Below are 21,633 nucleotides of genomic sequence, written 5' to 3'. Positions count from 1 at the left end.
CCGCTCGGGGTGCCGGTCACGCCCGAGAACTGTGCGCTTCACTGTGCGTCTGCTGCCGCCGAAGGGATTCGCGGTGATCTCCGCAGCAGGTCCCGCCAGTCCGCCGGCCAGTTCGCCAGGCCGACGATCGCCATGATCACCAGGTGGGTGGGTGCCGCGACACTCTGGTAGAGCTCGTCGTGGTTGACGAGGTGGGTGGTGACGGCGCCGGTGAGCACCAGGACCAGGATCACCGCGGCGAGGAACCGGGGCCGCTTGTCCGGCACGACGAGCAGCACCGCGCAAATCCCTTCCAGCGCGCCGACGACGAACCGGAACCAGACCGGGTAGCCCCATTCGGCGAACTTCACGGAGTACGCCGGGCCGGCGAAGGTGGGGCCGGGCCAGAACTTGGTCACGGCGCCCACGGCGAACTCGGCGGCGAGGAACCAGTAGCACGCGGCGCGCAGCCGGTTCGGCCACACTCGGGTGGGCAGGGGTCTTTCCTGCCACTGGGAACGGATCGCCGCCTCGGCGCCCAGCTCGTCGAGTTCGCTCGCTGCGGTGACCGGGGAAGAGGGCGGCCGCCGCGGTCCGTCCGGTGGCTGGTCGGTGGTCATGGTGGTGTCCTTTCCGGACTTCAGTGCTGTCACCGCTCTGACGGCCGGCGGGTCGTGGAGGTAACAGTGCCGGCGGCGGGCCGGTGTGGCTCCCGGCCGAGAGGGCGCCTCAGGAAGCCGTGACGGCGTGGTGGACCGCGGCGGCCAGCCGGTCGTGTTCGGGGTAGGACCAGTCGAAGGAGAAGCGACGGCGGGTGTACCCGAAGGCGATGCCGCTGACGGGGTCGGCGAACGCTTCCGAGCCCGCGGAACCGTTGTGCCCGAAGGCGTTCGCGCTCAGGAACGGGTAGCGGGCACCTTTGGCCTGGAACCCCAGGGCGTACTGGCCTGCCGGCCCGGTGACCAGGTCGACACCGGTGGAGTGGAGCATGGCGAACTCGCCCAGGGTGGCGGGTTCGAGCAACGGGGGCCGGCCGGACAGGCCGAACGCCAGGGCCGCGTACATCCCGGCCAGCGCCCGCGCGTTGCCCACCCCGCCGGCGGAGGCCTGGCCCAGCGCGCGCACCCGCCGGGTGTTGAGGAAGGCCACCTGGTCCAGCGGCGGGGTCGAGTCGAGGCCGTAGCCGATCCCGGTGAGGCTGTGCGGTCCCGGGACGGTGGCCCAGAACTCCGCCAGCCGATCCGGGTCGGCCAGGCCCGGCAGCACCTCCCGGTACCGGTCCTCCAGCGTCTCCGGCAACCCCAGGTACAGGTCCAGGCCGTAGGGCGCGCGCACCCGCTGTTCGTAGTGCTCCCCCAGCGACCGGCCCGTGGCCCTGCGGACCACCTCGCCGACCATCGCGAACGTCACGAACCCGCCGTAACCGTAGGCCGAGCCCGGCCGCCAGTACGGCCGCTGCCCGGCCAGCCGCCGCGCGATCACCTGGTCGTCCGCGAGTTCGGCGGCGGTGAACCCGCCGTCGACCCCGATCACGCCGGACCGGTGGGTGAGCAGCTCCCGCACGGTGATCCGGCCCTTGCCCGCCGCGGCGAATTCCGGCCAGTAGCGGGCGACCGGGCGGTCGAGGTCCAGCGCGCCGTCCTGCACGAGCAGGGCCACCACCAGCGTCGCGGCGCCCTTGGTCGAGGAGTAGATCCCGGTCAGGGTGTCCCCCGTCACCTCTTCGCCCGCCCACAGGTCGACCACCTGACGGCCGTGGACGTACACCGCCAGCTGGGCCCCGGCCTCTTTTGGCACCGCGGCCGCGAACTCCTCGCGGACCGCTTCGAAACCGCTGGTCACCGTGCCGTGAACGTCGATGTCGCTCATTGTTCGAGCCGCTCCGATCATCGTGTTGCCGATTCGTCGAAGCCATGACGGAGGAGACGCCGGAGTTGTGACCAGCCCACCGCAGCCTGAGCGATGCACCAGGCCCGCGGGCGCGCGGCGGCCTCCCAGCGCGGCGGCCCGACGGCCCGCAACCGCGCAGCCCAGCGGCCTGCCGCCCGGCGGCCCAGCAGCACGGCGGCTCTAGCAGCCCGACAGCCCGGTGCGGAACATCCCGCCCCGGGATCCCGCACCGATACCGGTAGATGATCCCTTCGAAACCGCGACACGACCACCAGCGTCCCAGCCACCAGCCGAAACTTTTGTCAAACACGCCCTAGACCTGCTGAAGATCACCAACCCAATGGTAGGTGTTGGAGTACACGCGGACATAGCTGTCCTCGAACGGCAGGATGGACGCCGTCGCATCGGTGTTTCCAGCCGGACTCAGATAGCAGTTGGCGCGATAGTTGTTGGGCAGTGGGAAACCGGTTCCTTCGATGACACATCGCCAACTGTAGGTGCCTTCCGCAAGGTAGATCCGCCGGCTTGCACTCGGCCCCGAGATGCCGCCGATAGGTGCGTAGAAGTCGTACGAGAAAACGTAGTTCCCTGCCGCAAGGTATATTGAACGCGGGTTTGCGTTCGGTGGAACTGTCGCGCGATCACTCTTTGTCGTGATGGCAGACAAGAAGATGTCCCGCTCGATGCGAGCGGAACCGGCACGCGCAGGAGCCACGCAAAGGGCAATGAAGACGAGTGGTGCGGTCGCAAGCACCAGTGCGCGCGACACCCGATGCCGACGCGACGGTTTTGATCCGGTCAAAGCCGGCCCGCCACGGGCCGATAGTGCATCATGCGAAGTCACAGCCACCTCCAAGATCGTCAGTTTTAGTGCCGACATCCTGCAGATTCGCATGCGGAGTTCGGGACGGGTCCCGGACAACCACAACCTGGCCCGCCGCTGACGGGCGGGGGCGCGAAGAGGCTTGCCGCCGTTCCTGCCGCTGTCTCGGATCGGCGGCAGGGTGTTCCGAGCCGGCCGGCTTGCGGAGGTAACAGAGACATCCGCAGCTCGCCGGCGCGGTCGGCGACCAGGTCCTGCACCGGCGGTTCGCTATGCCCGCGGATCAGTCGGAAGTGGGACTCGCGCATTTCATGGAGGTGGATTCGCGCGGTGTTCAGGTCGTCGATCGGACGAACGACCGCCGGGACGTGGTTTCCGGTATCTCCGACACTTCAGGTCGGCGCGGCCGAAGTAGCGCGGCGGCACGACCTTGCCGCGCGGCAGCTGACTGCTCCGCAGAAGCGCATACCCGCCGCGCGGCACCGAGGGCAGGCCACTATTCGCGAGAGCGCCTTCTCGACGTTTCGGCCCGGAGTCGCTCCCGTCAGCTCGGCTGGAAGAACTCCAGCAGCCTCCGGCTCGCGTCCGGGGACATCAGCAGCTCCTGCATGTCCGCCGACATGCGGGCGGCCTTGCCCGTGCGCTCGAACATCTCCTGCTCGTACTCCGCCACCGCTGCTCCGAAATCTCCCGGGTGCGCCGCCAGGGCCGCGCCCAGGACCGCGCCGTCGAGGAGGGCCATGTTCGCTCCCTCTCCCACCGGGGGCATCAGGTGGGCCGCGTCGCCGACGAGGGTGACGGTCGGGTTCGAGGGCCACGTCAGGCCGACCGGGAGCGTGGCGAGGGGGCGGGGTGCCACCGTGTCGTCGGAAGCTGCGGCGATCAGGGCGGTGATCCGGGGGTCCCAGTCCGCCAGCAACTCGATCAGGCGGGCGCGGACCGCGGGTGGGTCGTCGAAGCGGATTCCGTTTGTGGTGAACCAGTCTTCTCCCGTGTTGTAGAAGCTGACGCCGATGCGGACGCAGCCGTCGCCGTTGCGCTGGGCCGCCAAGGACTTGCCGTCGCCGAACACCCAGTAGTTGCCTCGGCCGACCATGGCCGCGAGGTCGGGGTGGGTGCGGTCGATGTCGGGGATCGCGAGCTCGACCGCGTTCTGGCCGAGGTGGGCCGGACGGGCGTCGGTCAGCAGGGACCGGACCCGGGAGTTCGCGCCGTCCGCGCCGACCAACAGGTCGTAGCGCGCGCTGCTGCCGTTCGCGAAGTGCACGACGCCCTCTTCGGCGTGATCGAAAGCGTGCCCCCAGCGGACCGTTCCCTCGGGCAGCGAGTCGAGCAGCAGGTTACGCAGGTCGGTGCGGTCGATCTCGGGACGCGCCATCGGCGCGTCTTCGGGTGTGTCTTCCTGGAGCAGCAGGGTGCCGTCCGGTTCCAGGAGGCGCATGTCCTGCCCCTCCCTGCGGGCGATCGCCAGGAACCGCTCGAGCAACCCGGCCTCGCGCAGCGCCCGCTGCCCGGAATGGATGTCGAGCATGCCGCCTTGACGGCGGGCGTCACGCGCGGCGTCCCGCTCGTACACCACGGCCTCGATGCCGTTCACGTGCAGGACCCGGGCAAGCGCCAAGCCGCCCATGCCGGCTCCCACGATGGCGATGGTCATGAATCCCCCTCCGATACGCCGTCCGTCTCGATACACTGTATCGCGGCAGCCGATGTATTGTCACCCCCATGTTGGTGTGGGAGCGGCCGGAGCCGGCGAACCGGCCGGCGCCGGCCCCGCTGAGCCGGGACCTGATCGTCCGGACAGCGGTGGAACTGGCCGATGAAGCCGGGCTGGAAGCGGTGTCGCTGCGCAAGATCGCCGCCGCGCTGGACGTCGGGCCGATGCGGTTGTACGGCTACATCGACACCAAGGACGAGCTGCTCGACCTGATGGTCGACGCGGTGCACGCCGAGATCCGCCCGGCAGGCGAAGACTGGCGAGAGGTGCTGACTTCGGTGGCCGAAGCCACCCGCCGGGCCGTCCACCGGCACGAGTGGTTCGCCGACCTCATCGGCGGCCGCCCCCAGCTCGGCCCGAACGCGCTGGCCAGGGGCGAGGCGGTGCTGGCCGCGCTGGACGGCGTCGACGTGGACGTGGTCATGCCGGTGGCCGCCGCCGTCGACGCGTACGTGATCGGCGCGGTCCGCCGGGAGATCGCCGAACGGCGGGCCGAGCGCGCCAGCGGCATGGACCAGCGGCAGTGGCAGCGCACCCACGGGCCCTACCTCGAGCGGATGTTCGCCACCGGCCGGTTCCGCGCGCTGGAGACGGTCGTCCGCGACGCCGTCCACCTCGACGCCGACCAGACCTTCCGCGTCGGCCTGAACTTCCTGCTCGACGGCATCGGAGCAGGCATCGGAGCAGGCATCGGCGAGGGCGTCGACGCCGAGTAACTACGCCCCGGTCAGCATGGCGACCATCCCGTGCGGGGCGTCTTCGCCGAACATGATCGCGTAGATGTCCTCGTCCTCCGCTTCCGCGGCCGCCCGCGCGAACATCGCCCGCTCGTACTCGGCGAGCGCGGTCTCCACGTCGCCGGGGTGGGCGGCGAGGGCCTGGCCGAGTTCGGCGCCGTCCAGCATGGCCAGATTGGCGCCTTCGCCGTTCGGGGGCATGAGATGGGCCGCGTCGCCGAGCAGGGTCACTCCCGGCACGCGGTCCCAGCGGTGCCCGGCCGGCAGGGTGCAGAGGCGGCGCAGCACCGGCGGCGTGTCGCTTTCGGTGACCAGCGCGGTCAGCTCGGGGGCCCAGCCGGCGAACTCCTCGGCGACCCGCGCCGTCACGGTCGCGGCGTCGGCCCCGGCGAGCCAGTCCCGGGGCTTGAACAGCTGCGCGTACGTGTGCAGGGTCCCGCCGCTTTCCCGGTGCGCGACGAACCCCTTGCCCGGCGCCAGCGCGTAGAGCGCACCGGCGCCGACGACCTTCGCGGCGGCGGGATGCCGGGCATCGCCGTCGAAGAGGAACGTCTCGACAACCGATACGCCGACGTACTCCGGGACGGCGGCGGAGAGCAGCGGCCGGACCTTCGACCACGCACCGTCCGCGCCGACCAGCAGGGTCGTGCCGAAACTCGTCCCGTCGGCCAGGTGCACCTCGTGGCCGCCGTCGCCGAGGGACCGCACCCCGGCGACCTTGTGTCCCCAGTGGACGGTGCCGGGCGGCAGCGAGTCGAGCAGCAGCTGCCGCAGCTCGCCGCGCTGCACTTCGGGACGCTCGCCGGTGCCGTCGTCGGGCTGGTCGAGCAGCACGGTGCCGTGGCGGTCGACGACACGCGAGGACTCCCGGCCCGGCAGGACCAGGTTCCGGAAGCCCTCGGTCAGCCCGGCCGCTTCGAGCGCCGGCTGACCGTTCCAGGGGTGGATGTCGAGCATCCCGCCCTGGCGGCGCGCGGCCGGTGAGGCTTCGGCTTCGTAGACCTCCGCCGCGATGCCGTGCCGGTGCAGGACGCGAGCCAGGACGAGCCCGCCGAGGCCGGCTCCGATGATCGTGACAGTCATGGTTTCCTCCGATTGGATTGACGCTCCAACGACCACGGTAGCACGAGTTTGGATCGGCGTTCCAATCATGCGATGATCAGCCCATGGCGAAACGGCGCACGGACGGGCTGTCCAAGGAAGTGATCGTGCAGGCGGCGGCCGCGATCCTGGACGACGGCGGCGAGGCCGCGCTGACCTTCCGGGCGCTCACCGCCCGCCTGTCGACCGGCTACGGCGCGATCTACCACCACGTGGCGAACAAGAGCGACCTCCTCGCGGCGGCGACCGACGCCGTCATCACGCGCGTGACGAGCAACGCGGTCGTCGACGCCGAGCCGCGGGAAGCGCTGCGCACGGTCTCACTCGGCCTCTTCGACGCGATTGATGCCCACCCCTGGGTCGGCGCCCAGCTGTCCCGCGAGCCGTGGCGGCCCGCCCTGGTGGAGATCTACGAGCGCATCGGCGGGCTGCTCGAGGCGCTCGGCGTCCCCGAGCGGGCGTTGTTCGACGCCGCGGGCGCGCTCGTCAACTACGTGCTCGGCGTCGCCGGGCAGAACGCCGCCAACGCGCGGCTGCTCGCCGTCGACCAGGGGGATCGCTCGGCGTTCCTCGCCGGCGTGTCGGCGCAGTGGGCCTCGCTCGACCCCGCCCGGTACCCGTTCGTCCACAAGGCCGCGACCCACCTGCGGGAGCACGACGACCGCGAGCAGTTCCTCGCGGGCGTCGACATCTTCCTGGCCGGGATCGCGGCCCTGCACCAGCGCCGCACGTCGTGAGTGGCAAGGCGGGTTCTAACCCGCTTTACCACTCACGACGCCGGTGGGACTACTTCGCCGCCGTGGGTGCCCAGGCCGCGAGTTCCGCGCGGACCGCCGCGAGCTGGGCCGCGGTCGGGGCCGCCGCCGGTTCCGTGATCAGCGCGTAGTGCAGGCCCGGGGTGGCCGGCAGGCGCAGGCGGTCGCCCCCGCGGGTGGCCGAGGCCAGGTCGGTCACCACCGTCGGGGTCATCCCCGCCGGAACGTGCAGTTCGGTCGGCGGCCCGGCGTCGGTCCCCTGCCACACGAGGACGCCGTACCGGCCCGTGCCGGTCAGCGCCGCGGTGGCCGGCATCGTCGACGGGATCCGGTTCCACGTCAGCGTCTGGCTGCCGTCCCGCGAGCGGTCCTCGTAGGTGAACGCCAGCGTGTGGCCCGCCACCGCGGCCGGGTAGAGGCGGTCGAGCAGCCGCGCGTCCTGGCGGAGCTGGACCGTTCCGTCGTCCGCCGTACGGGCCGAGGAGAAGTCCTCGCCGTTCCAGGCGTCGCCGTCGGTCTTGACCTTGTCCGGGTTGTCGTTCATCAGCTCGTGGTGGCGGCCGCTGTAGATGTCCCACTGCCACTGCGTCGCCGAGAGCACCGGGCCCGACTGCGCCGGCGTGCGCCACCAGTTCGCACCCGAGACGCGGGAGTCCAGCGCCTGGTACATCGCCTTGTCCACGGTCGGGGTCTTGTCGGAGGTGTAGCCGGTCATCGGGTGGCCGAACTCGGTGACGATCGCCGTCGTGCCCAGCGCGGCCGCGCGGTCCCGGACCGTGCCGAAGCTCGCGCTGTACTGGCCGTCGCCCGCCTTGCCCGGCATGAAGACGCCGGACTGGGCGAGCTGGTCGTAGAAGTGCGTGTTGAACACGTACCGCGGGCCCATGACGCCGGTGTCCTGGAAGCCGCCGGGGTGGAGCTGGAAGGAGATGTTGGCGTTCCAGAACATGTTCGGCTCGACGAACGCGGGCTTGTCCTGCCAGCCGGCGGAATCCATCGCGGCGCGGAACCGCTGGAAGAACGGCCACAGCACGTTCTGTTCCCACGCCTTGCTGTCCTGACCCGAGTCGTACCGGCCGGCGAAGGGCTCGTTGTACGGGTCCATGCCCGCGATGCCCGCGAACTGCGCGGCGCTCAGATTCGTGCGCAGGTAAGTCATCGTCTGGACGGCCATGCCGACGAACTCGTCCTGGACGCCGCGGGCGTTGTGCCAGAAGTCCTTCGTGGCGTCCTGGACCGCGCCGTTCTGGGTGATGTTCTGGCCCCAGTGCGCGCAGATGCCGCAGCTTTCCGCGGGGTAGCCGCCGAGGTCGACGACCCACTGGGGCGCGCCGTCGCCGGTGTACCAGCTGCCGCGGTTGAACAGGTAGCGGGAGAACAGGTCCTGGTGGAAGTCCGGGAGAATCGTGAAACCCTCGTCCAGGAACGCCTTCATCTGGTCGGTCAGCGCCGCCAGGTACTGCGTGTTCACCGGCCCGCGCACCGGCTGCGTTCCCGCCCACGCGATCGGGAAGCGCACGGCGTTCGCGCCGGTGAGCGCCCGCATCGACTGGGCCGAGCGGCGCGCGTCGGCCGCGTTGGCGAACGGCAGGAAACCGTTTTCAGCGAGCTTCGTTTCCCCGGAGACGTTGAAGCCGCGCAAGACCACTTCGCGGCCGTACTCGTCGACGAAGGCCGATCCGCGGACGGTCAGGCGGTGCTGGGGAACGTCTTCGGCGACGGCGGAGGCGACGACGCCGGAGGTCATGGCCACGGCGGTGAGCAAAGCCACGAGCATGCGCATGATGGCGGCTCCAAACATGAAGGAGTTTCGCAAAAGCTAGCGAGCCGCCACCCGGTCGTCAAGGGCCGAACGGAGCCGTTCAGGCCGCCTTCCGCTGCCATTGCTGGTTCGTCACACCGGTGCACGGATACTGCTCCACCGCGGCACCGTCGGCCGTTGACGCCGAAACGACGTCCAGGCACTTCCCGCTGTGGCGTGCCACCCACCGGACGTACCCGCCGCCAACGGATTGCGCCTGCCACTGCTGGTTCGCGCCCGAAGTGCACGTGCTCTGCTCCGCCGCCGCGCCGTCCGCCGTCGAGGCGCCCGCGATGCCGAGGCACTTGCCGCTGTGGCGGGCGATCAGGGTGACGTAGCCGTCGCCGAGGTCGAGCACGCTCCACTGCTGGTTCCCGCCGTTGTTGCACGTGTACTGCGTCAGTGCCACGCCGTCGTTGCGGGAGGAACCCGGGATGTCCGCGCACTTGCCGCTGTGGCGCGCCACCATCGTCTCGTACGCGCTGCCGGAGCCGACGCCCGCGACCACGCCGGTCGCCGCGTCGACGCTGACCTTCGGGTACCAGCTCATCGACATCGTCGTGGCGCTCGGGAACGCGAGCGGCAGCCACACGTACCGCGACTCGTTGACCGGACGGTTCCAGGCCCCCGCCCAGCGGTCACCCAGGTAGAGATACGAGGTCGCCTGCGAACCCTGCACGGGCAGCACGTAAGCGGTCTGGCTGCCGAAACCGGTGGAGTCACCGACGTTCGTCAACCCGGTCCACGTCCCGGTGACGCTCGTGGCCGTGGCGTACTTCTGCTGGTTCGGCTGCCAGCCCGTGGCGCCCGAGGTGAGCAGGAAGTAGACGCCGTTGCGCTTGAACAGCGCCGGTGCCTCGCGGTACGAGCCGGGCCAGAGCGTCTTCACCAGCGCCGAAACCCCGGTGTAGTCGGCGGTGAGCCGGTAGACGTTCAGGTCGGCGTTTTCGCGGGCCGCCGACGCCATGTACGCGGTTCCGTCGTCGTCCTTGAACAGCGTGATGTCCCGCGACATGTGCGCCCCCAGGGGGCGGAAGCTGCCGCGGTAGGCGTAGCTGCCGTCGACCGTCGAAGAGGTGGCCACGGCCGCGCGGGCTTCGGCGTAGTCGTCGCCGTTCTCCTTGTGCATCCACATCACGTACTGCCCGGTCGAGCTGTTGTAGATCACCTTGGGCCGCTCGATCTTCGCCCGGCCCAGCTCGGCCGCCGACGACTGCGTCAGCACGTCGCCACGGAACTCCCACGTCTTCAGGTCGGTCGAGCGGTACGCCGAGACGGCCCGGAAGGTGTCGTCGGCGTTGCGGTTTTCGCCGAACCAGTAGTAGTACGCGCCCACCTTGAGCATCCCGCCGCCGTGGGCGTGCACCAGGGCGCCGGAGGTGTCGGTGAACTGGCTCCCGTTGGTCACCGTCACCGGCGCGGCGTGCGCGCCGGGCGCGCCGAGCAGCAGGGTGACGAGCAGGAACAGGGACAACACCGTGCCACGTCGTCGTAGCATGACGGCTCCTTCGCGAGCGGGTCAGTAGCCGACGCGGAAAGTCGCGTCCTGCTTGTCCACAGTGGAGGATGTGCTGCCGAGCGGGTCGATCCGCAGCACGTACGAGTAGTGCCGGAGGTACCGATCCGGGTAGTTGTGCGAGCGGAACGACGACCAGCTCGCGTCGGCGAGCCCCGCCACCTGGTGGAAGGTGGCGTCCGCCCGGAACGTCGCCGAGCCGTCGTCGGCCGCCAGGCGCAGTTCGTAGTCGTAGTGCCGCAGGTACCGGCCGGGGTAGTTGAAAGATTCGAACGACACGCCGGACGCGTCGGCCAGTCCCGGCACGAGCTTCCACAGCTGGTCTTGGTACGGGTCGAACGGGTAGGCGTCGATGCGTCCCACGGAGTCCGCGTGCCGGACGTAGCGGTCGGGGAAGTTGTAGGACTTGAGCCGCCGCCACGCCGGGGCACCCCACCGATCGACGAGGGCGGAGCGCTCGGCGGCCGTGATCGGCGTGATCCCGGGGTGCTTGGAGTTCAGCGGCTGGGTGTAGGCGCGGTCGTTCAGCAGCGTCCAGTTCCCGGCCGCCACATCGGTGGTCTCCCAGCAGAAGAACCGGCCGTTGGGGCTCCACGTGTCGCCCCACAGGTACCAGCGGTTGCCCGACAGCGCGGGTACGATCTGCGGCGCCTCCACCCCTCGCCCGGGGGAGATCCCGGTCTTGTAGGTGGTGAAGCTGCCCGGGGCCAGCGAGCCGGAGCGCTGGCCGACCAGGGTGCTGTTCGTGTTGTTCTTGACGTACAGGTAGTTGACGCCGCCAATCGTGGCCATCGTGCCGTCGATCGTGGCGTGGCCGGGGTCGAAGAACACCTGCGGCGCGCTGACCGTCACGAAATCGGTGGTGTAGTTGACCATGATGACGTCGTGGCCGCCGGACGCCGCCGAGTAGATGATCGCGTACTGGTTGCGCGAGGGATCCCAGAAGGCCTCGGGTGCCCAGCTGTGCGTGGCCATCGAATGCAGCTTGATCCGGCGGTAGCCGGTGAACCCGCGCAGGTCGGCGGAGTCCCAGACGTGCACGTACTGGTTCTGCAGTGACCAGTCGGTGCCCTTGAGATCGGTGGCCAGCACGACGAACCGGCCGTCCTGCTTGCGCAGCACGAAGGGGTCGCGCAGCCCGCCGGTGCCCGCCGTCGGCGTCACCACCGGGTTGTTCTGGTTGAGCGGCATCCAGTCCAGGCCGTCGGCGCTGACCGCCAGGTGCAGCCCGTAGTCCGCGCCCGTCATGGACGGTGACTCGGTGAAGTACGCCATGACGTAGGCGCCGAAAGCCGTTTGGGCGAAGGCCTTGCCACCGAGCACGCCGGCGACCGCGGCTCCCGCCGCACCCGCCATCAGTCCGCGTCGACTGATCATCGTCCACCCATCTCGCCGTCGAGTACCGGGCAACACACCGAATTGTTAGCGCTAACAATCAGTCGTAGTGTAGGTGACCCGCGCCACACGGTGTCAAGGGGCCGATCGTCGGGACGCGGGACACCACCAGGCAAAACAGCCGATTGACCCCGCGGGGATCGGCAGCTATGTTAGCGCTCACTCCGCGCTCGGCGACCCGTTCCCAGGTCCCGGAATCCGCCGCCTCACCCTTTCCCGCGCCGTCGGCGCCCACCTCCTGGAGAACCAGTATGCCCGTTCGACTTTCGGCGACGACGTCGTCGCCGAAGTTCTTCCGGCGGTCCCGCCCGCTGACCGCGATCCTCGCCACCCTGGCCGTGGCCGCGGCCTCCACCACCGCCCTCGCCGCTTCCGGCCACGCGGCGACCCTGGACGACGGCCTGATCGTCCGCTACGACCTGACCGGCGGCTCCGGCACGACCGTGCCCGACGCGTCGGGGCACGGCCGCAACGCCACCGTCAGCGGCGACACGACCTGGCAAGGCGACGAGGGCCTGCGCCTCGGCGGCACGAACGGGCACGTCCGCCTGCCCGACAACCTGATGCGGGATCTCACGGACATCACGGTTTCGGTCCAGGTCGACGTCGCCACCGACCAGGGCACGCCGTATTTCCTGTGGGGCATGGGCAACACGGCCGGCGGCGCCGGGAACGGCTACCTGTTCACCACGGGCGACTCCTTCCGCGGCTCGATCGCCTCCGGCAACTGGTCCACCGAACAGACCGCGAGCGCGAGCCGGACCCTCGCCCGCGGCAGCTGGCGCACGATCACCTACACCCTCGGCGGCGGAACCGCGGTCCTGTACGAGGACGGCATCGAGGCCGCCCGCAAGACCGGCATCACGATCACGCCGGGCTCGATCGGCGGAGGCACCACGACCGCCGACTACCTGGGCCGGTCGGTCTACGACGGCGACAAGTACCTCAAGGGCAACGTCCGCGACTTCCGCGTCTACGACCGCGCGGTGACCGCCGACGAAGCCCGCGCCCTCGGCGAACGCACCGCCGCCGGGCGCGCGACGGCCGACGCGGCCGCCCTCGACCTCGGCGACACCTCCGCGGTCACGGACGACCTCTCCCTGCCCAGGACGGGCGCCGGTGGCTCGACGATCGCCTGGACGTCGAGCAACCCGGCCGTGGTGTCGGCGACCGGCGTGGTGACGCGGCCCGCGCCCGGCGCCGGCAACGCGAAGGTGACCTTGACGGCCGCCGTCTCCTACGCCGGCCAGAGCGCGAGCCGCACCTTCACCGTCACCGTGCTGCAGGACATCACCGACCGGCAGAAGGTCGACAACGCGCTCGAGGACATCGTCATCCCCGACCAGGACGCGATCCGCGGCAACATCACCCTCCCGGTCCAGGGCGCCCGCGACGTCACGCTGACCTGGCGCAGCCAGGACCCGCGGGTGGTCACCGCCACCGGGGAGGTGACCCGGCCCGCGGCCGGAGCGCGCCCGGCCAAGGCGCGTCTCACGGTCCGCGCGACGAAGGGTTCGGCGACGGCGGAACGCTCCTTCACCCTCACTGTCCTGCCGCTGCCGAAGAAGGAAGCGCTCGAGGGGTACATGTTCGCCTACTTCACCGGCGAGGCGACGCAGGACACCGAGCAGATCCACTTCGCGGCCAGCCGCGGCAACGACCCGCTGCACTGGGACGAGCTCAACGGCGGCAAGCCCGTCCTGCGCTCGAACTACGGCGAGACCGGCGTGCGCGACCCGTTCATCGTCCGCAGCCCGGAGGGCGACCGGTTCTACATCGTCGCCACCGACCTGCAGATCAACGACGGCCGCGGCTGGGACCAGGCGCAGCGCCACGGCAGCCAGTACCTGGAGATCTGGGAGTCGACCGACCTGGTGACCTGGTCGAACCAGCGGCACGTCCGGGTCTCCGACGACACGGCCGGCATGACGTGGGCGCCCGAGGCGACCTACGACCCGACGATCGGCGCGTACGTCGTCTACTGGGCCACCAGCCCGTACGCCTCCACGGACGTCGACCACACCGGTGCGACCTACCCGCGGATGATGTACGCGACCACCCGCGACTTCCGGACCTTCAGCAAGCCCCAGGTCTGGAACGACCCCGGCGAAGGCGTCATCGACTCGACCGTCATCAAGGACGGCGACTTCTACTACCGCCTGACCACCGACGGCAAGGTGATCGGCTCCTGCGAGCGCGACATCGTGCTCGAGCGGTCGAAGAACCTGCGCGCGGTGGACCTCCCGGCGACGAAGCCGCGCAACTGGGAGCTCGTCTCCGACTGCATTCGCACCAAGCTCGGCACCGACTGGGTCGAGGGCCCGACGGTGTTCAAGGCCAACGACAGCGCCAAGGTCTACGCCTTCATGGACGAGACGCCGCGCCGCGGGTACGTCCCGTTCGTCACCGACTCCCTGGCCAAGCCGAATTGGTCGATCCCGGCCGAGTACCAGCTCCCGAAGAGCCCCCGCCACGGCACGGTGCTGCCGGTGACGAAGGCCGAACTCGCCCGGCTGCGCCAGGGGCCGCCGCCGGTGACCGCCGACGCGAAGGGCGTCGTCGCCGACTACGACCTCACGGCGGCGGGCTCGGGCGACACGGTCACCGACGTCTCCGGGAACGGGCGGGACGCCTCGATGCACGGTGGCGTCACGCGCTCGGCGGAGGGCCTTTCCTTCGCGGGCAAGGACGGGTACGTCGCGCTGCCGAACAACTTGATGAGCGGCCTGAGCGGGATCACGGTGTCCGCGCAGGTCTGGGTCGACCCCGCCCAGCAGACGCCGTACTTCCTCTGGAACCTCGGCAACAGCACGGACAACGCCGGTGACGGCTACCTCTTCGCGACCGGGGACACCTACCGCGCCGCGATCGCCGCCGGCAACTGGTCGACCGAGCAGAACGCCGACAGCAAACGGGCACTGACCCGCGGCGCCTGGCACACGCTGACCTACACCCTGGACAACGGCACCGCGCGGCTCTACGACAACGGCGTCGAAGTGTCCCGAGTGGACGGTGTCACGGCGAAACCGGGCGACCTCGGCGCGGGCATCACGACGTCGAACTACCTCGGGCGGTCGGCCTACGGCGCCGACAAGTACTTCCAGGGCAAGATGCGGCGGTTCACCGTGTGGAACCGCGGCCTGAGCGCCAAGGAGGTGCTCGGCGCGCCGGGCAACGAGACGGCCGTCGGCTCGGTGAACCTCGACTCGCTCAAGGTGCCCGCGATCGTCGACAGCGCGAAGGGCACGATCGTCCTGCCGGTGAAGCCAGGCACAGACGTGCGGCGGCTGGCGCCGGTGCTGCAGGTGGCCGACGGCACGCAGGTGTTCCCCCACAACGGTTCCCGGCAGGACTTCACCGGCCCGGTCGGCTATTCCGTCGTCGGCTCCGGCTGGCAGAGGCGGACCTGGACGGTCAGCGCGGTGGTGATGAACAGCCCGGTGCTGCCCGGCTTCACCGCGGACCCGAACATCGTCCGCTTCGGCGGCACGTACTACATCTACGCCACGACGGACGGCTATCCCGGCTGGTCGGGGACGACGTTCGACGCGTGGTCGAGCACGGACCTCGTCACCTGGACGCGGCACCCGAAGATCCTCGACCTCGGCCCGGACGTGTCCTGGGCGGACAGCCGGGCGTGGGCACCGACGATCACGGGAAAGAACGGGAAGTACTACTTCTACTTCTGCGCGGACGCCAAGATCGGCGTCGCGGTGTCTTCGTCCCCGGCCGGTCCGTTCACCGACGCGCTGGGCAAGCCGCTGATCGCGGCCAACCCGGCGGGCGGCCAGGCGATCGACCCGGCGGTGTTCACCGACGACGACGGGCAGACCTACCTGTACTGGGGCAACGGCAACGCCTACGTCGTGCCGCTGAACCCCGACCTGACGTCGTACGACCCGGCGAAGATCACCCGCCTGACCGGCCTCGACGGCTTCCGCGAGGGGCTGTTCATGACCAAGCGCGCCGGGACGTACCACCTGACGTGGTCGATCGACGACACCGGCAGCGAGAACTACCGCGTCGGCTACGCCACGGCGACGAGCCCGCTGGGCGACGGGCTGGTGAACCGGGGCGTGATCCTGGAGAAGGACCCGTCGCTCGGCATCCTGGGCACCGGCCACCACAGCATCGTGCAGGTGCCGGGCAAGGACGAGTGGTACATCGCCTACCACCGGTTCGCCATCCCCGGTGGCGACGGGACACACCGGGAGGTGACGATCGACCGGCTGCGGTTCGGTGCCGACGGGACGATCGCGAAGGTGGTGCCCACCCTCGGGAGTGTCCGGCCGCTCAGGTGAGCTTCCCCCGCATGCAGTGAATGACTCATTCCTGGCGTCCGATGCCAGGAATGAGTCATTCACTGCGTTGGGGGCTGGGCGCGGCGCCACCCGGCCGGGGGAAAACGTGGCGATCAAGCGAACCGGATTCGCTTTCCGGCCGTATCTCCCAGCAGGACGGTGGACGACGGAGGGAGCGCGACGTGGCGCGCGAAGGGACACTGATCGGCGACCGGTACCGCCTGCTCGGCCCGGCCGGGCAGGGCACGGTGGTCTGGCACGCCCAGGACGAACGGCTCGACCGGATCGTCGCCGTCAAGCCGCTGTTCGACGAGCCGCTCGCGGCGCCCACCATCCCCGCGCCGCGAGCGGCCATCTGTGACGTCGTCGACGACGACCGCACCACCTACCTGGTGCTCGAGTACCCGGGGGCGCGGACGCTGACCGAGCTCCTCGGCGAGCACGGCACGCTCGCCCCCGGGCTCGTCGCCCGGTTCGGGGCCCAGCTGGCCGCCGAGCTGGCCGCCGCGCACGACGAAGGCGTCCTGCACGCCGCCGTCGACCCGGACCACGTCGTCGTCTCCGCCGAGGGCCACGCCCGGATCGTCGGCGGCGGACAGGCCCTGGGTGCCTTCCTCGCCCCCGAAGTGCTCGACGGCGGCTTTCCCGACTTCCCGGCCGAGGTGTACTCCCTGGGCGCCACCCTCTACGCGGCGCTGGGCGGCGACCTCGGCCAAAGCCGCCACCCGCTCACCGAGGCCGTGGTGCACCTGCTCCACCCCGACCCCACCGCGCGGCCGACCATGGCCGTCGCCGAAGCGCTGCTGAACAGCGTGACGCCCCGCCGTCCGGGAATCCCGGACCGCGGGGCGCCGAGAGGACTCGCCGGCGATTACCGCTGCGTGTAGACGAATCCCACCTTGTCGACCTCGGCGCCGGTGCGCCCGTGGAGGCCGGCGAGCTGCCAGCCGTCCGGGGCCGTGCGGGTCACGCAGTCGCCCGTCGTCGAGCCGCCGGCGAGGACGCGGCCGAGGTTGGTGGTGAACCGGGCCGAGAAGATCCGGGTCGTGCCGCTGTACTTGCCCTGGCACAGGGTCGCCGTGGTGACGTACTCGCCGGCGCCGAGCGTGAGCGACTGCGCCGTTCCGCCCGTGCCGCCGTGGGCGAGCGCGGTGCCGTTCTCCAGGGTCACGCCGACCTGGTCGACGCGGTTGCCGCTGCGCAGCGACCACGTGCGCACCCGGGCGCCCGCCGGCACCGCGGGGACGTCGGTGAAGTAGTCGCCGTGCGGGCCGCCGAACTGGTCCGACAGCTGCAGCGCCGGGTTGCGGGTCCAGGCGAACCGCACGGTGATCGGGTCGTGGTCGGACAGCATCCGGCCCTGGTCGTCGAGGAACTTCGCGTGCTCGTTGTTGTAGAAGGTCGCGTCGAGGTTCACGAGCTTGCTGCCGCGGTAGAGCACCTTGTCGACGACCTCGCAGTCGTTGGTGGGCGCTTGCTGGTCGCACACGAGGTCGGGGCTGCCCGGAGCAGGCGCGACCCCGCCGCGCACGAGCTTGACCCACGCGTCGGTCAGCCCGTTGTCCGCCCCGAACTGCGCGATCGTGTCGGCCGCGCGGGTGTAGCGCGTGTTGGTGTCGCCCATGACGACGACCGCGTTGCCCGCCGAGTGCGTCTTGATGAACGCGGTCAGCTGGGCCAGGTTCGACGCGCGCGAGGCCTCGTCGCCGTCGTTCGTCCCCGCGTTGGTGTGCGCGTTGTAGAAGTCGACGTACACGCCCTGGGCCAGCCGCACCCGCATGAAGGTGAAGCCCTTCGGGGTCAGGCAGTCGCCCGAGTCGAGCTGGCAGGACGTCCAGCGGACCCGCTCGAAGTCGTCGGCGTCGTAGGGCAGCGAGGACAGCGTGTTCAGCCCGCTGCCGATGCCCGCGCCGCCGCTGGTGGGCGTGCGGTACGGGTGCTGGTCGGCCGCGTAGAGCTTCGCGTGGTAGTTGAAGTCCTCCTCGACGTGCACGACGTCGTAGGGGCCGAGCCGCTGCCCGATCGCCGTCGTGGCGGAATCACGCGGCGTCGGCGCGCTCGAGATGCTCTCCGGCAGGCCGGCGACGTTGTAGGCCAGCACCGAAAAACTGCCGCCGTCGGTGGCCGCGTGCGCGGCCGCCGGACTGACCACAGTGGACACCGTGACGGCGACGGCCAACGCGGCGATGCGTTTTCTCACGAGAACTCCCGCAGGATTCGGACGGACAAACCGGTGGGGGTGTACCGGGGAACCACCCGGAAACCCGGGCGGTCGGCTCGGATGGCGGCGAACCGGCCGCGCAGCCGCCGCGCGCGCAGCACGTCGACCTCGTGCCACGGGCAGGAGCCGTCGATCCGGAGCTCCAGGACGCTGCCGCGCTCCAGCGTGGCGTCGCCGCGCACGACCAGTGGCGGCCCGGCGGTGAGAGACAGCGTGCCGCCGGTTTGGTGGTAGCCGCCCACCCGGAGGCCGGACGCGCGCAGCGAGCCACCGGCGAGTTCGGCGTTTCCGGTGCCCAGCGCACCCGGGTTCGCCGCGACCAGCGTGCCCGCTTCGACGCGGGTGCCGCCGCGATAGCTGTTGGCCCCGGCCAGCGTCAGCGTCCCGGTGCCCGCCTTGACGAGCCCGCCGTCGCCGCCGATGTCGTTGCGCCAGCTGTCGTTGGCGCTGAACCCGCCGCGGGCGGCGTCCATCGTGACGCGGACACTCGTGTCGAACGCGCCGAAGCCGTCGGCCGCGGCGAAGAGGTTCAGCCGCCCCCAGAGCTCGGGGCCGTCGAGCAGCGGGTTCCCGGCCGGGAACGCCGTCGTGCGCAGGACCTCCCGCCGCTGCGCCGCGTCCAGGTACGGCAGGCGCGTCTCCAGGAGCACTTCGGCCCCCTTGGGGACGCGCATCGGCGTACGCGCGCCGCGGGCCGGCAGGCCGTAGGTCGCTCCGCGGGCGACCATCGCGGCGTTGGCGCGGCGGTCGCCGTATTCGTCGGCGCCGGTGTGGGCGCGGGCGAAGAGCGTGTCGGGAGTCGTGCCGGTCTTCGCGGTGAAGTACTTCAGCGCCTGCTCGCGCGCCGCCGCCTTGAGCGTCGCGTTCTCCGGGTCGGCGAGCGTCGCGGCGGTGAGCGCGGTGGCCAGGGTGCGGCCGCCGATCACGTCCACCGGCGAGTGCATCCCGGCGACGATCCGCGTGTCGGACAGGTCGTAGGCCCGCGCCACCAGCTCCTGGAACCGCTCGGGGACCGCGTAGGCGAGCGCGAGGCAGGCCAGGTGGAAGGCGTTGGTGTGGCCGCTGGGGAAGCCGCCGTCCTCGGCCGGGGTCGTGCTGCGCTGCCGCAGCAGCTGCGGCGCGACGACGACGTCGGAGCGGTAGACCGGGAAGCCGAGCGCGTCGACCCGGCCGGTGTCCTCGACCCGGCTGTCCGCGGTCAGCCGCCACGGCCGCGGGTACTGGTAGGCGGCCTTGCTCGGGTTGCCCGAGGCGAAGTTGCCGCGGACGGTGTCCACGAGCGTGGCCACCAGGCCGAGCTCCGAGTCGTGCGATCCGGCGCCGAGCGCCGAGCCCGCCGGGGCGTTCGCCGGGACGGCGTCGTCGATCTTCGACGGCGGCGTGCCGTCGGGTGCGGCGGTGATGCTCGTGACGGCCTTGGCGCCGGTGCGGTAGAGGTCGGCCAGGGGACCGAGGCCGCCGATGGCGGCGTAGGACTGGTGCTGGCGGTCGTGGACGAAGGCGCGCTTGGCTTCGGCGTCGGTCCGGGCGCGGGTGACGGCGACGCAGTGCCGGACGTTCGCGCGCAGCACCGCCGCGTCGAGCACCACACCACTGTCCCAAGTGGACCCGGTGCGCCAGACCCGCTGCATCCCGCTCAGGATCCGGACCGCCGCGTTGGTCTCCGGGGTGTGGTTGGCCGGGATGTTGGTGCGGTAGGAGTCGACGAACGCCGTCGCCTCCTCCGCCCAGGCGGGCACGCCCAGCACGGCGGGCACGGCGGCGACGGCGGGGACGAGCGCGGACCAGCGCAGGAAGGTCCGCCGGTCCAAGGGCGCGAGGCTCACGGGGTTCTCCTGGGAAGGCGCGGGAAAGCGCGCGGGGAATCGCTGCGGGAATGATCAGCGCCGGGCCGATCCGGGTCAAGGAGCGTCCGGAGTAATTCGCCGGTCAGTAACCTGATCTTTTGCGGGGGTATCGCGAATTCGACGAATTCACTCGAACCGGACTTCGACGGCGACGTCCCGGCAGCGCGGGCCGTCTGTCCGAATTGGACGCAACCGGTGAGCTAGGCGGGCCGCAGCTCCACGCAGCACTCCCCCGCCCGCGGGTCGAGCACGGCTTCGACCGTCGCCGCCTGCAGGCCGTCGAGCACCCCGCCGAGGAACGCCTGGTTGATGGCGCACACCAGCTCGGGTGCCTTCGCCGCGAGCGGGTGGAACGGGCAGTTGCGCAGCCGCAGGCAGGCCGGGGTTTCCCGGTCCGGTTCGAAGCCGTGCCGCTCGACCAGCGCCGAGGCCAGGGTCAGCGCCCGCTCGGTGCCCAGGCGCCCGGGCCGGACCCGCTCGCGTTCGGCGGCGCCGAGCACCTCGCCGTGCCGGTGCGCGGCACGCAGGGCGGCGTCGCGGGCCGTCTCGCCGCCGCGTTCCTCGAGGACGGCGTCCAGCAGGATCCCGGCGAGGACGTCGTGGTGGCGCGGCGGGATGCTGACGCGCACTTCGACGCCGGAGGGTTCGTACACCTTGGGAGCGCGGCCGACCTTGCGGACGCCGCCGGCGAACTCGTACCGGGTCTGCAGCAGCCCGGCCGCGACGAGCTTGTCGAGGTGGAAGGCCGCGAGCTTGCGCGAGATCCCGACCGCCTCGGCGGCCTCGTCCCGGGTGACCGGGCGCCGCGCCCGGCGGATGTGCGCGTACATGCCGCGCCGCGACGGGTCGTCCAGCGCGGCCACCGCGGTGATCGGCTCCACGCCCGCAGGCTAACACCGAATCGGCTGTCCTTGACTCCGATCGGGTCACGCGGACCGGCCCGCCTTGACCCCTCCGGCACGTAAGACCAAACTTCATTGGCGAAAAGGAGCCGCCATGACCCAGCACGTCGAGCAGTCGAAGCAGCCGGTGAACGCGGTGCTGGCCGGACCGTACGGGCATCCGTTCCACCCGATCCTGGTCACCGTCCCGATCGGCGCCTGGGTGTCGAGCCTGGTGTTCGACATCGGGTCGCTGATCGTCGACGACCCGGGCTACCTGGCCCGCGGCGCGCTCTGGCTGATCGCGATCGGCGTCATCGGCGCGCTCGCGGCCGCCCTCGTCGGCGCGCTGGACCTGCTGGCGATCCCCCGCGGCACCCGCGCGTTCCGCACGGGGCTGACGCACATGAGCCTCAACCTGGCGGTGACGGCCGCCTTCGTCGCGGGGTTCTTCTGGCGCCGGACGACCGACGAGGGGCCGGTCGAAGCGGGGCCGTTCGTGCTGTCGATCGTCGCGCTGCTGGCGCTCGGCGTGTCGGGCTACCTGGGCGGCAAGCTGGCCTACCGCTACGGCGTCCGCGTCGCGGCCGAGGCCACCCAGGCGGAGGGCTACCGCTCCTGAACCGCGGGTAATCTGCCCCGCCGGGCCGGGAGTCTGGCACGATCGGG

16 protein-coding genes are annotated in these 21,633 nt (G+C 71.0%); 5 read left to right on the top strand and 11 right to left on the bottom strand.

Annotated features, from left to right (window positions below; translation table 11 throughout):
• Window positions 1-38: 38 nt before the first annotated feature.
• From ACFPLC_RS27395 to ACFPLC_RS27380, 4 genes are all read right to left on the bottom strand, one after another.
• Window positions 39-599, bottom strand: a complete 561-nt coding sequence (locus tag ACFPLC_RS27395) for a DoxX family protein (RefSeq protein ID WP_378202872.1) — start codon at window positions 597-599, stop codon at window positions 39-41.
• A 109-nt stretch (window positions 600-708) separates the two neighbouring features.
• Window positions 709-1,848: a serine hydrolase domain-containing protein gene (locus ACFPLC_RS27390; RefSeq protein ID WP_378202875.1), complete on the bottom strand. Its 1,140-nt coding sequence runs from the start codon at window positions 1,846-1,848 to the stop codon at window positions 709-711.
• Window positions 1,849-2,182: 334 nt separating this feature from the next.
• Complete coding sequence (locus ACFPLC_RS27385) at window positions 2,183-2,725, bottom strand: hypothetical protein (RefSeq protein WP_378202878.1); 543 nt, start codon at window positions 2,723-2,725, stop codon at window positions 2,183-2,185.
• A gap of 511 nt (window positions 2,726-3,236) precedes the next feature.
• Window positions 3,237-4,349 carry an FAD-dependent oxidoreductase gene (locus ACFPLC_RS27380; RefSeq protein WP_378202881.1) on the bottom strand — a complete coding sequence of 371 codons (1,113 nt, stop codon included), beginning with the start codon at window positions 4,347-4,349 and terminating at the stop codon, window positions 3,237-3,239.
• Window positions 4,350-4,417: 68 nt separating this feature from the next.
• On the opposite strand from ACFPLC_RS27380, the gene ACFPLC_RS27375 reads away from it, so the two are divergent.
• A complete protein-coding gene (locus ACFPLC_RS27375; protein ID WP_378202884.1) occupies window positions 4,418-5,125 on the top strand; it encodes a TetR/AcrR family transcriptional regulator in 708 nt (235 codons plus the stop codon).
• Here the strand turns inward: ACFPLC_RS27375 and ACFPLC_RS27370 are convergent, their stop codons facing one another.
• A complete protein-coding gene (locus tag ACFPLC_RS27370; RefSeq protein WP_378202887.1) occupies window positions 5,126-6,229 on the bottom strand; it encodes an FAD-dependent oxidoreductase in 1,104 nt (367 codons plus the stop codon).
• Window positions 6,230-6,312: 83 nt separating this feature from the next.
• On the opposite strand from ACFPLC_RS27370, the gene ACFPLC_RS27365 reads away from it, so the two are divergent.
• A complete protein-coding gene (locus tag ACFPLC_RS27365) occupies window positions 6,313-6,984 on the top strand; it encodes a TetR/AcrR family transcriptional regulator (RefSeq protein WP_378202890.1) in 672 nt (223 codons plus the stop codon).
• Window positions 6,985-7,033: 49 nt separating this feature from the next.
• Here the strand turns inward: ACFPLC_RS27365 and ACFPLC_RS27360 are convergent, their stop codons facing one another.
• From ACFPLC_RS27360 to ACFPLC_RS27350, 3 genes are all read right to left on the bottom strand, one after another.
• On the bottom strand, window positions 7,034-8,785 hold the full coding sequence (locus ACFPLC_RS27360) for a cellulase family glycosylhydrolase (RefSeq protein WP_378202893.1): 1,752 nt from the start codon (window positions 8,783-8,785) through the stop codon (window positions 7,034-7,036).
• A 79-nt stretch (window positions 8,786-8,864) separates the two neighbouring features.
• Window positions 8,865-10,301: an RICIN domain-containing protein gene (locus ACFPLC_RS27355; protein ID WP_378202896.1), complete on the bottom strand. Its 1,437-nt coding sequence runs from the start codon at window positions 10,299-10,301 to the stop codon at window positions 8,865-8,867.
• Window positions 10,302-10,322: 21 nt separating this feature from the next.
• Entirely contained in the window at window positions 10,323-11,696 is a 1,374-nt protein-coding gene (locus ACFPLC_RS27350) for a glycoside hydrolase family 43 protein (protein ID WP_378202899.1), read from the bottom strand.
• A 269-nt stretch (window positions 11,697-11,965) separates the two neighbouring features.
• Here ACFPLC_RS27350 and ACFPLC_RS27345 point away from each other — a divergent pair, with 269 nt between their 5' ends.
• Window positions 11,966-16,015 carry a family 43 glycosylhydrolase gene (locus tag ACFPLC_RS27345; protein WP_378202902.1) on the top strand — a complete coding sequence of 1,350 codons (4,050 nt, stop codon included), beginning with the start codon at window positions 11,966-11,968 and terminating at the stop codon, window positions 16,013-16,015.
• 182 nt (window positions 16,016-16,197) lie between these two features.
• Window positions 16,198-16,902 carry a protein kinase family protein gene (locus ACFPLC_RS27340; RefSeq protein WP_378202904.1) on the top strand — a complete coding sequence of 235 codons (705 nt, stop codon included), beginning with the start codon at window positions 16,198-16,200 and terminating at the stop codon, window positions 16,900-16,902.
• Here ACFPLC_RS27340 and ACFPLC_RS27335 read toward each other — a convergent pair.
• From ACFPLC_RS27335 to ACFPLC_RS27325, 3 genes are all read right to left on the bottom strand, one after another.
• A complete protein-coding gene (locus ACFPLC_RS27335) occupies window positions 16,887-18,215 on the bottom strand; it encodes a jacalin-like lectin (RefSeq protein ID WP_378202907.1) in 1,329 nt (442 codons plus the stop codon). The genes ACFPLC_RS27340 and ACFPLC_RS27335 overlap by 16 nt on opposite strands.
• Window positions 18,212-20,062, bottom strand: coding sequence for an autotransporter-associated beta strand repeat-containing protein (locus tag ACFPLC_RS27330; protein ID WP_378202910.1), 1,851 nt, complete (start codon window positions 20,060-20,062; stop codon window positions 18,212-18,214). The genes ACFPLC_RS27335 and ACFPLC_RS27330 overlap by 4 nt, the downstream gene beginning before the upstream one ends.
• A 221-nt stretch (window positions 20,063-20,283) precedes the next feature.
• Window positions 20,284-20,964: a helix-turn-helix transcriptional regulator gene (locus ACFPLC_RS27325; protein WP_378202913.1), complete on the bottom strand. Its 681-nt coding sequence runs from the start codon at window positions 20,962-20,964 to the stop codon at window positions 20,284-20,286.
• Window positions 20,965-21,079: 115 nt separating this feature from the next.
• On the opposite strand from ACFPLC_RS27325, the gene ACFPLC_RS27320 reads away from it, so the two are divergent.
• Window positions 21,080-21,586, top strand: a complete 507-nt coding sequence (locus ACFPLC_RS27320; RefSeq protein ID WP_378202916.1) for a DUF2231 domain-containing protein — start codon at window positions 21,080-21,082, stop codon at window positions 21,584-21,586.
• Window positions 21,587-21,633: the final 47 nt, after the last annotated feature.

Source organism: Amycolatopsis plumensis, from assembly GCF_042652605.1.
Taxonomy (GTDB): domain Bacteria; phylum Actinomycetota; class Actinomycetes; order Mycobacteriales; family Pseudonocardiaceae; genus Amycolatopsis; species Amycolatopsis plumensis.
Note: the sequence above shows the minus strand (reverse complement) of the source record. Positions and strands in the feature narration are given on the sequence as shown.

Bases quoted from the DNA above. Each gene is read 5' to 3' on its own strand.
- ACFPLC_RS27350 (WP_378202899.1), bottom strand. From the start codon at position 11,696: ATGATCAGTCGACGCGGACTGATGGCGGGTGCGGCGGGAGCCGCGGTC.
- ACFPLC_RS27360 (WP_378202893.1), bottom strand. From the start codon at position 8,785: ATGCGCATGCTCGTGGCTTTGCTCACCGCCGTGGCCATGACCTCCGGC.
- ACFPLC_RS27320 (WP_378202916.1), top strand. From the start codon at position 21,080: ATGACCCAGCACGTCGAGCAGTCGAAGCAGCCGGTGAACGCGGTGCTG.
- ACFPLC_RS27380 (WP_378202881.1), bottom strand. From the start codon at position 4,349: ATGACCATCGCCATCGTGGGAGCCGGCATGGGCGGCTTGGCGCTTGCC.
- ACFPLC_RS27370 (WP_378202887.1), bottom strand. From the start codon at position 6,229: ATGACTGTCACGATCATCGGAGCCGGCCTCGGCGGGCTCGTCCTGGCT.
- ACFPLC_RS27365 (WP_378202890.1), top strand. From the start codon at position 6,313: ATGGCGAAACGGCGCACGGACGGGCTGTCCAAGGAAGTGATCGTGCAG.
- ACFPLC_RS27390 (WP_378202875.1), bottom strand. From the start codon at position 1,848: ATGAGCGACATCGACGTTCACGGCACGGTGACCAGCGGTTTCGAAGCG.
- ACFPLC_RS27395 (WP_378202872.1), bottom strand. From the start codon at position 599: ATGACCACCGACCAGCCACCGGACGGACCGCGGCGGCCGCCCTCTTCC.
- ACFPLC_RS27375 (WP_378202884.1), top strand. From the start codon at position 4,418: ATGTTGGTGTGGGAGCGGCCGGAGCCGGCGAACCGGCCGGCGCCGGCC.
- ACFPLC_RS27345 (WP_378202902.1), top strand. From the start codon at position 11,966: ATGCCCGTTCGACTTTCGGCGACGACGTCGTCGCCGAAGTTCTTCCGG.
- ACFPLC_RS27355 (WP_378202896.1), bottom strand. From the start codon at position 10,301: ATGCTACGACGACGTGGCACGGTGTTGTCCCTGTTCCTGCTCGTCACC.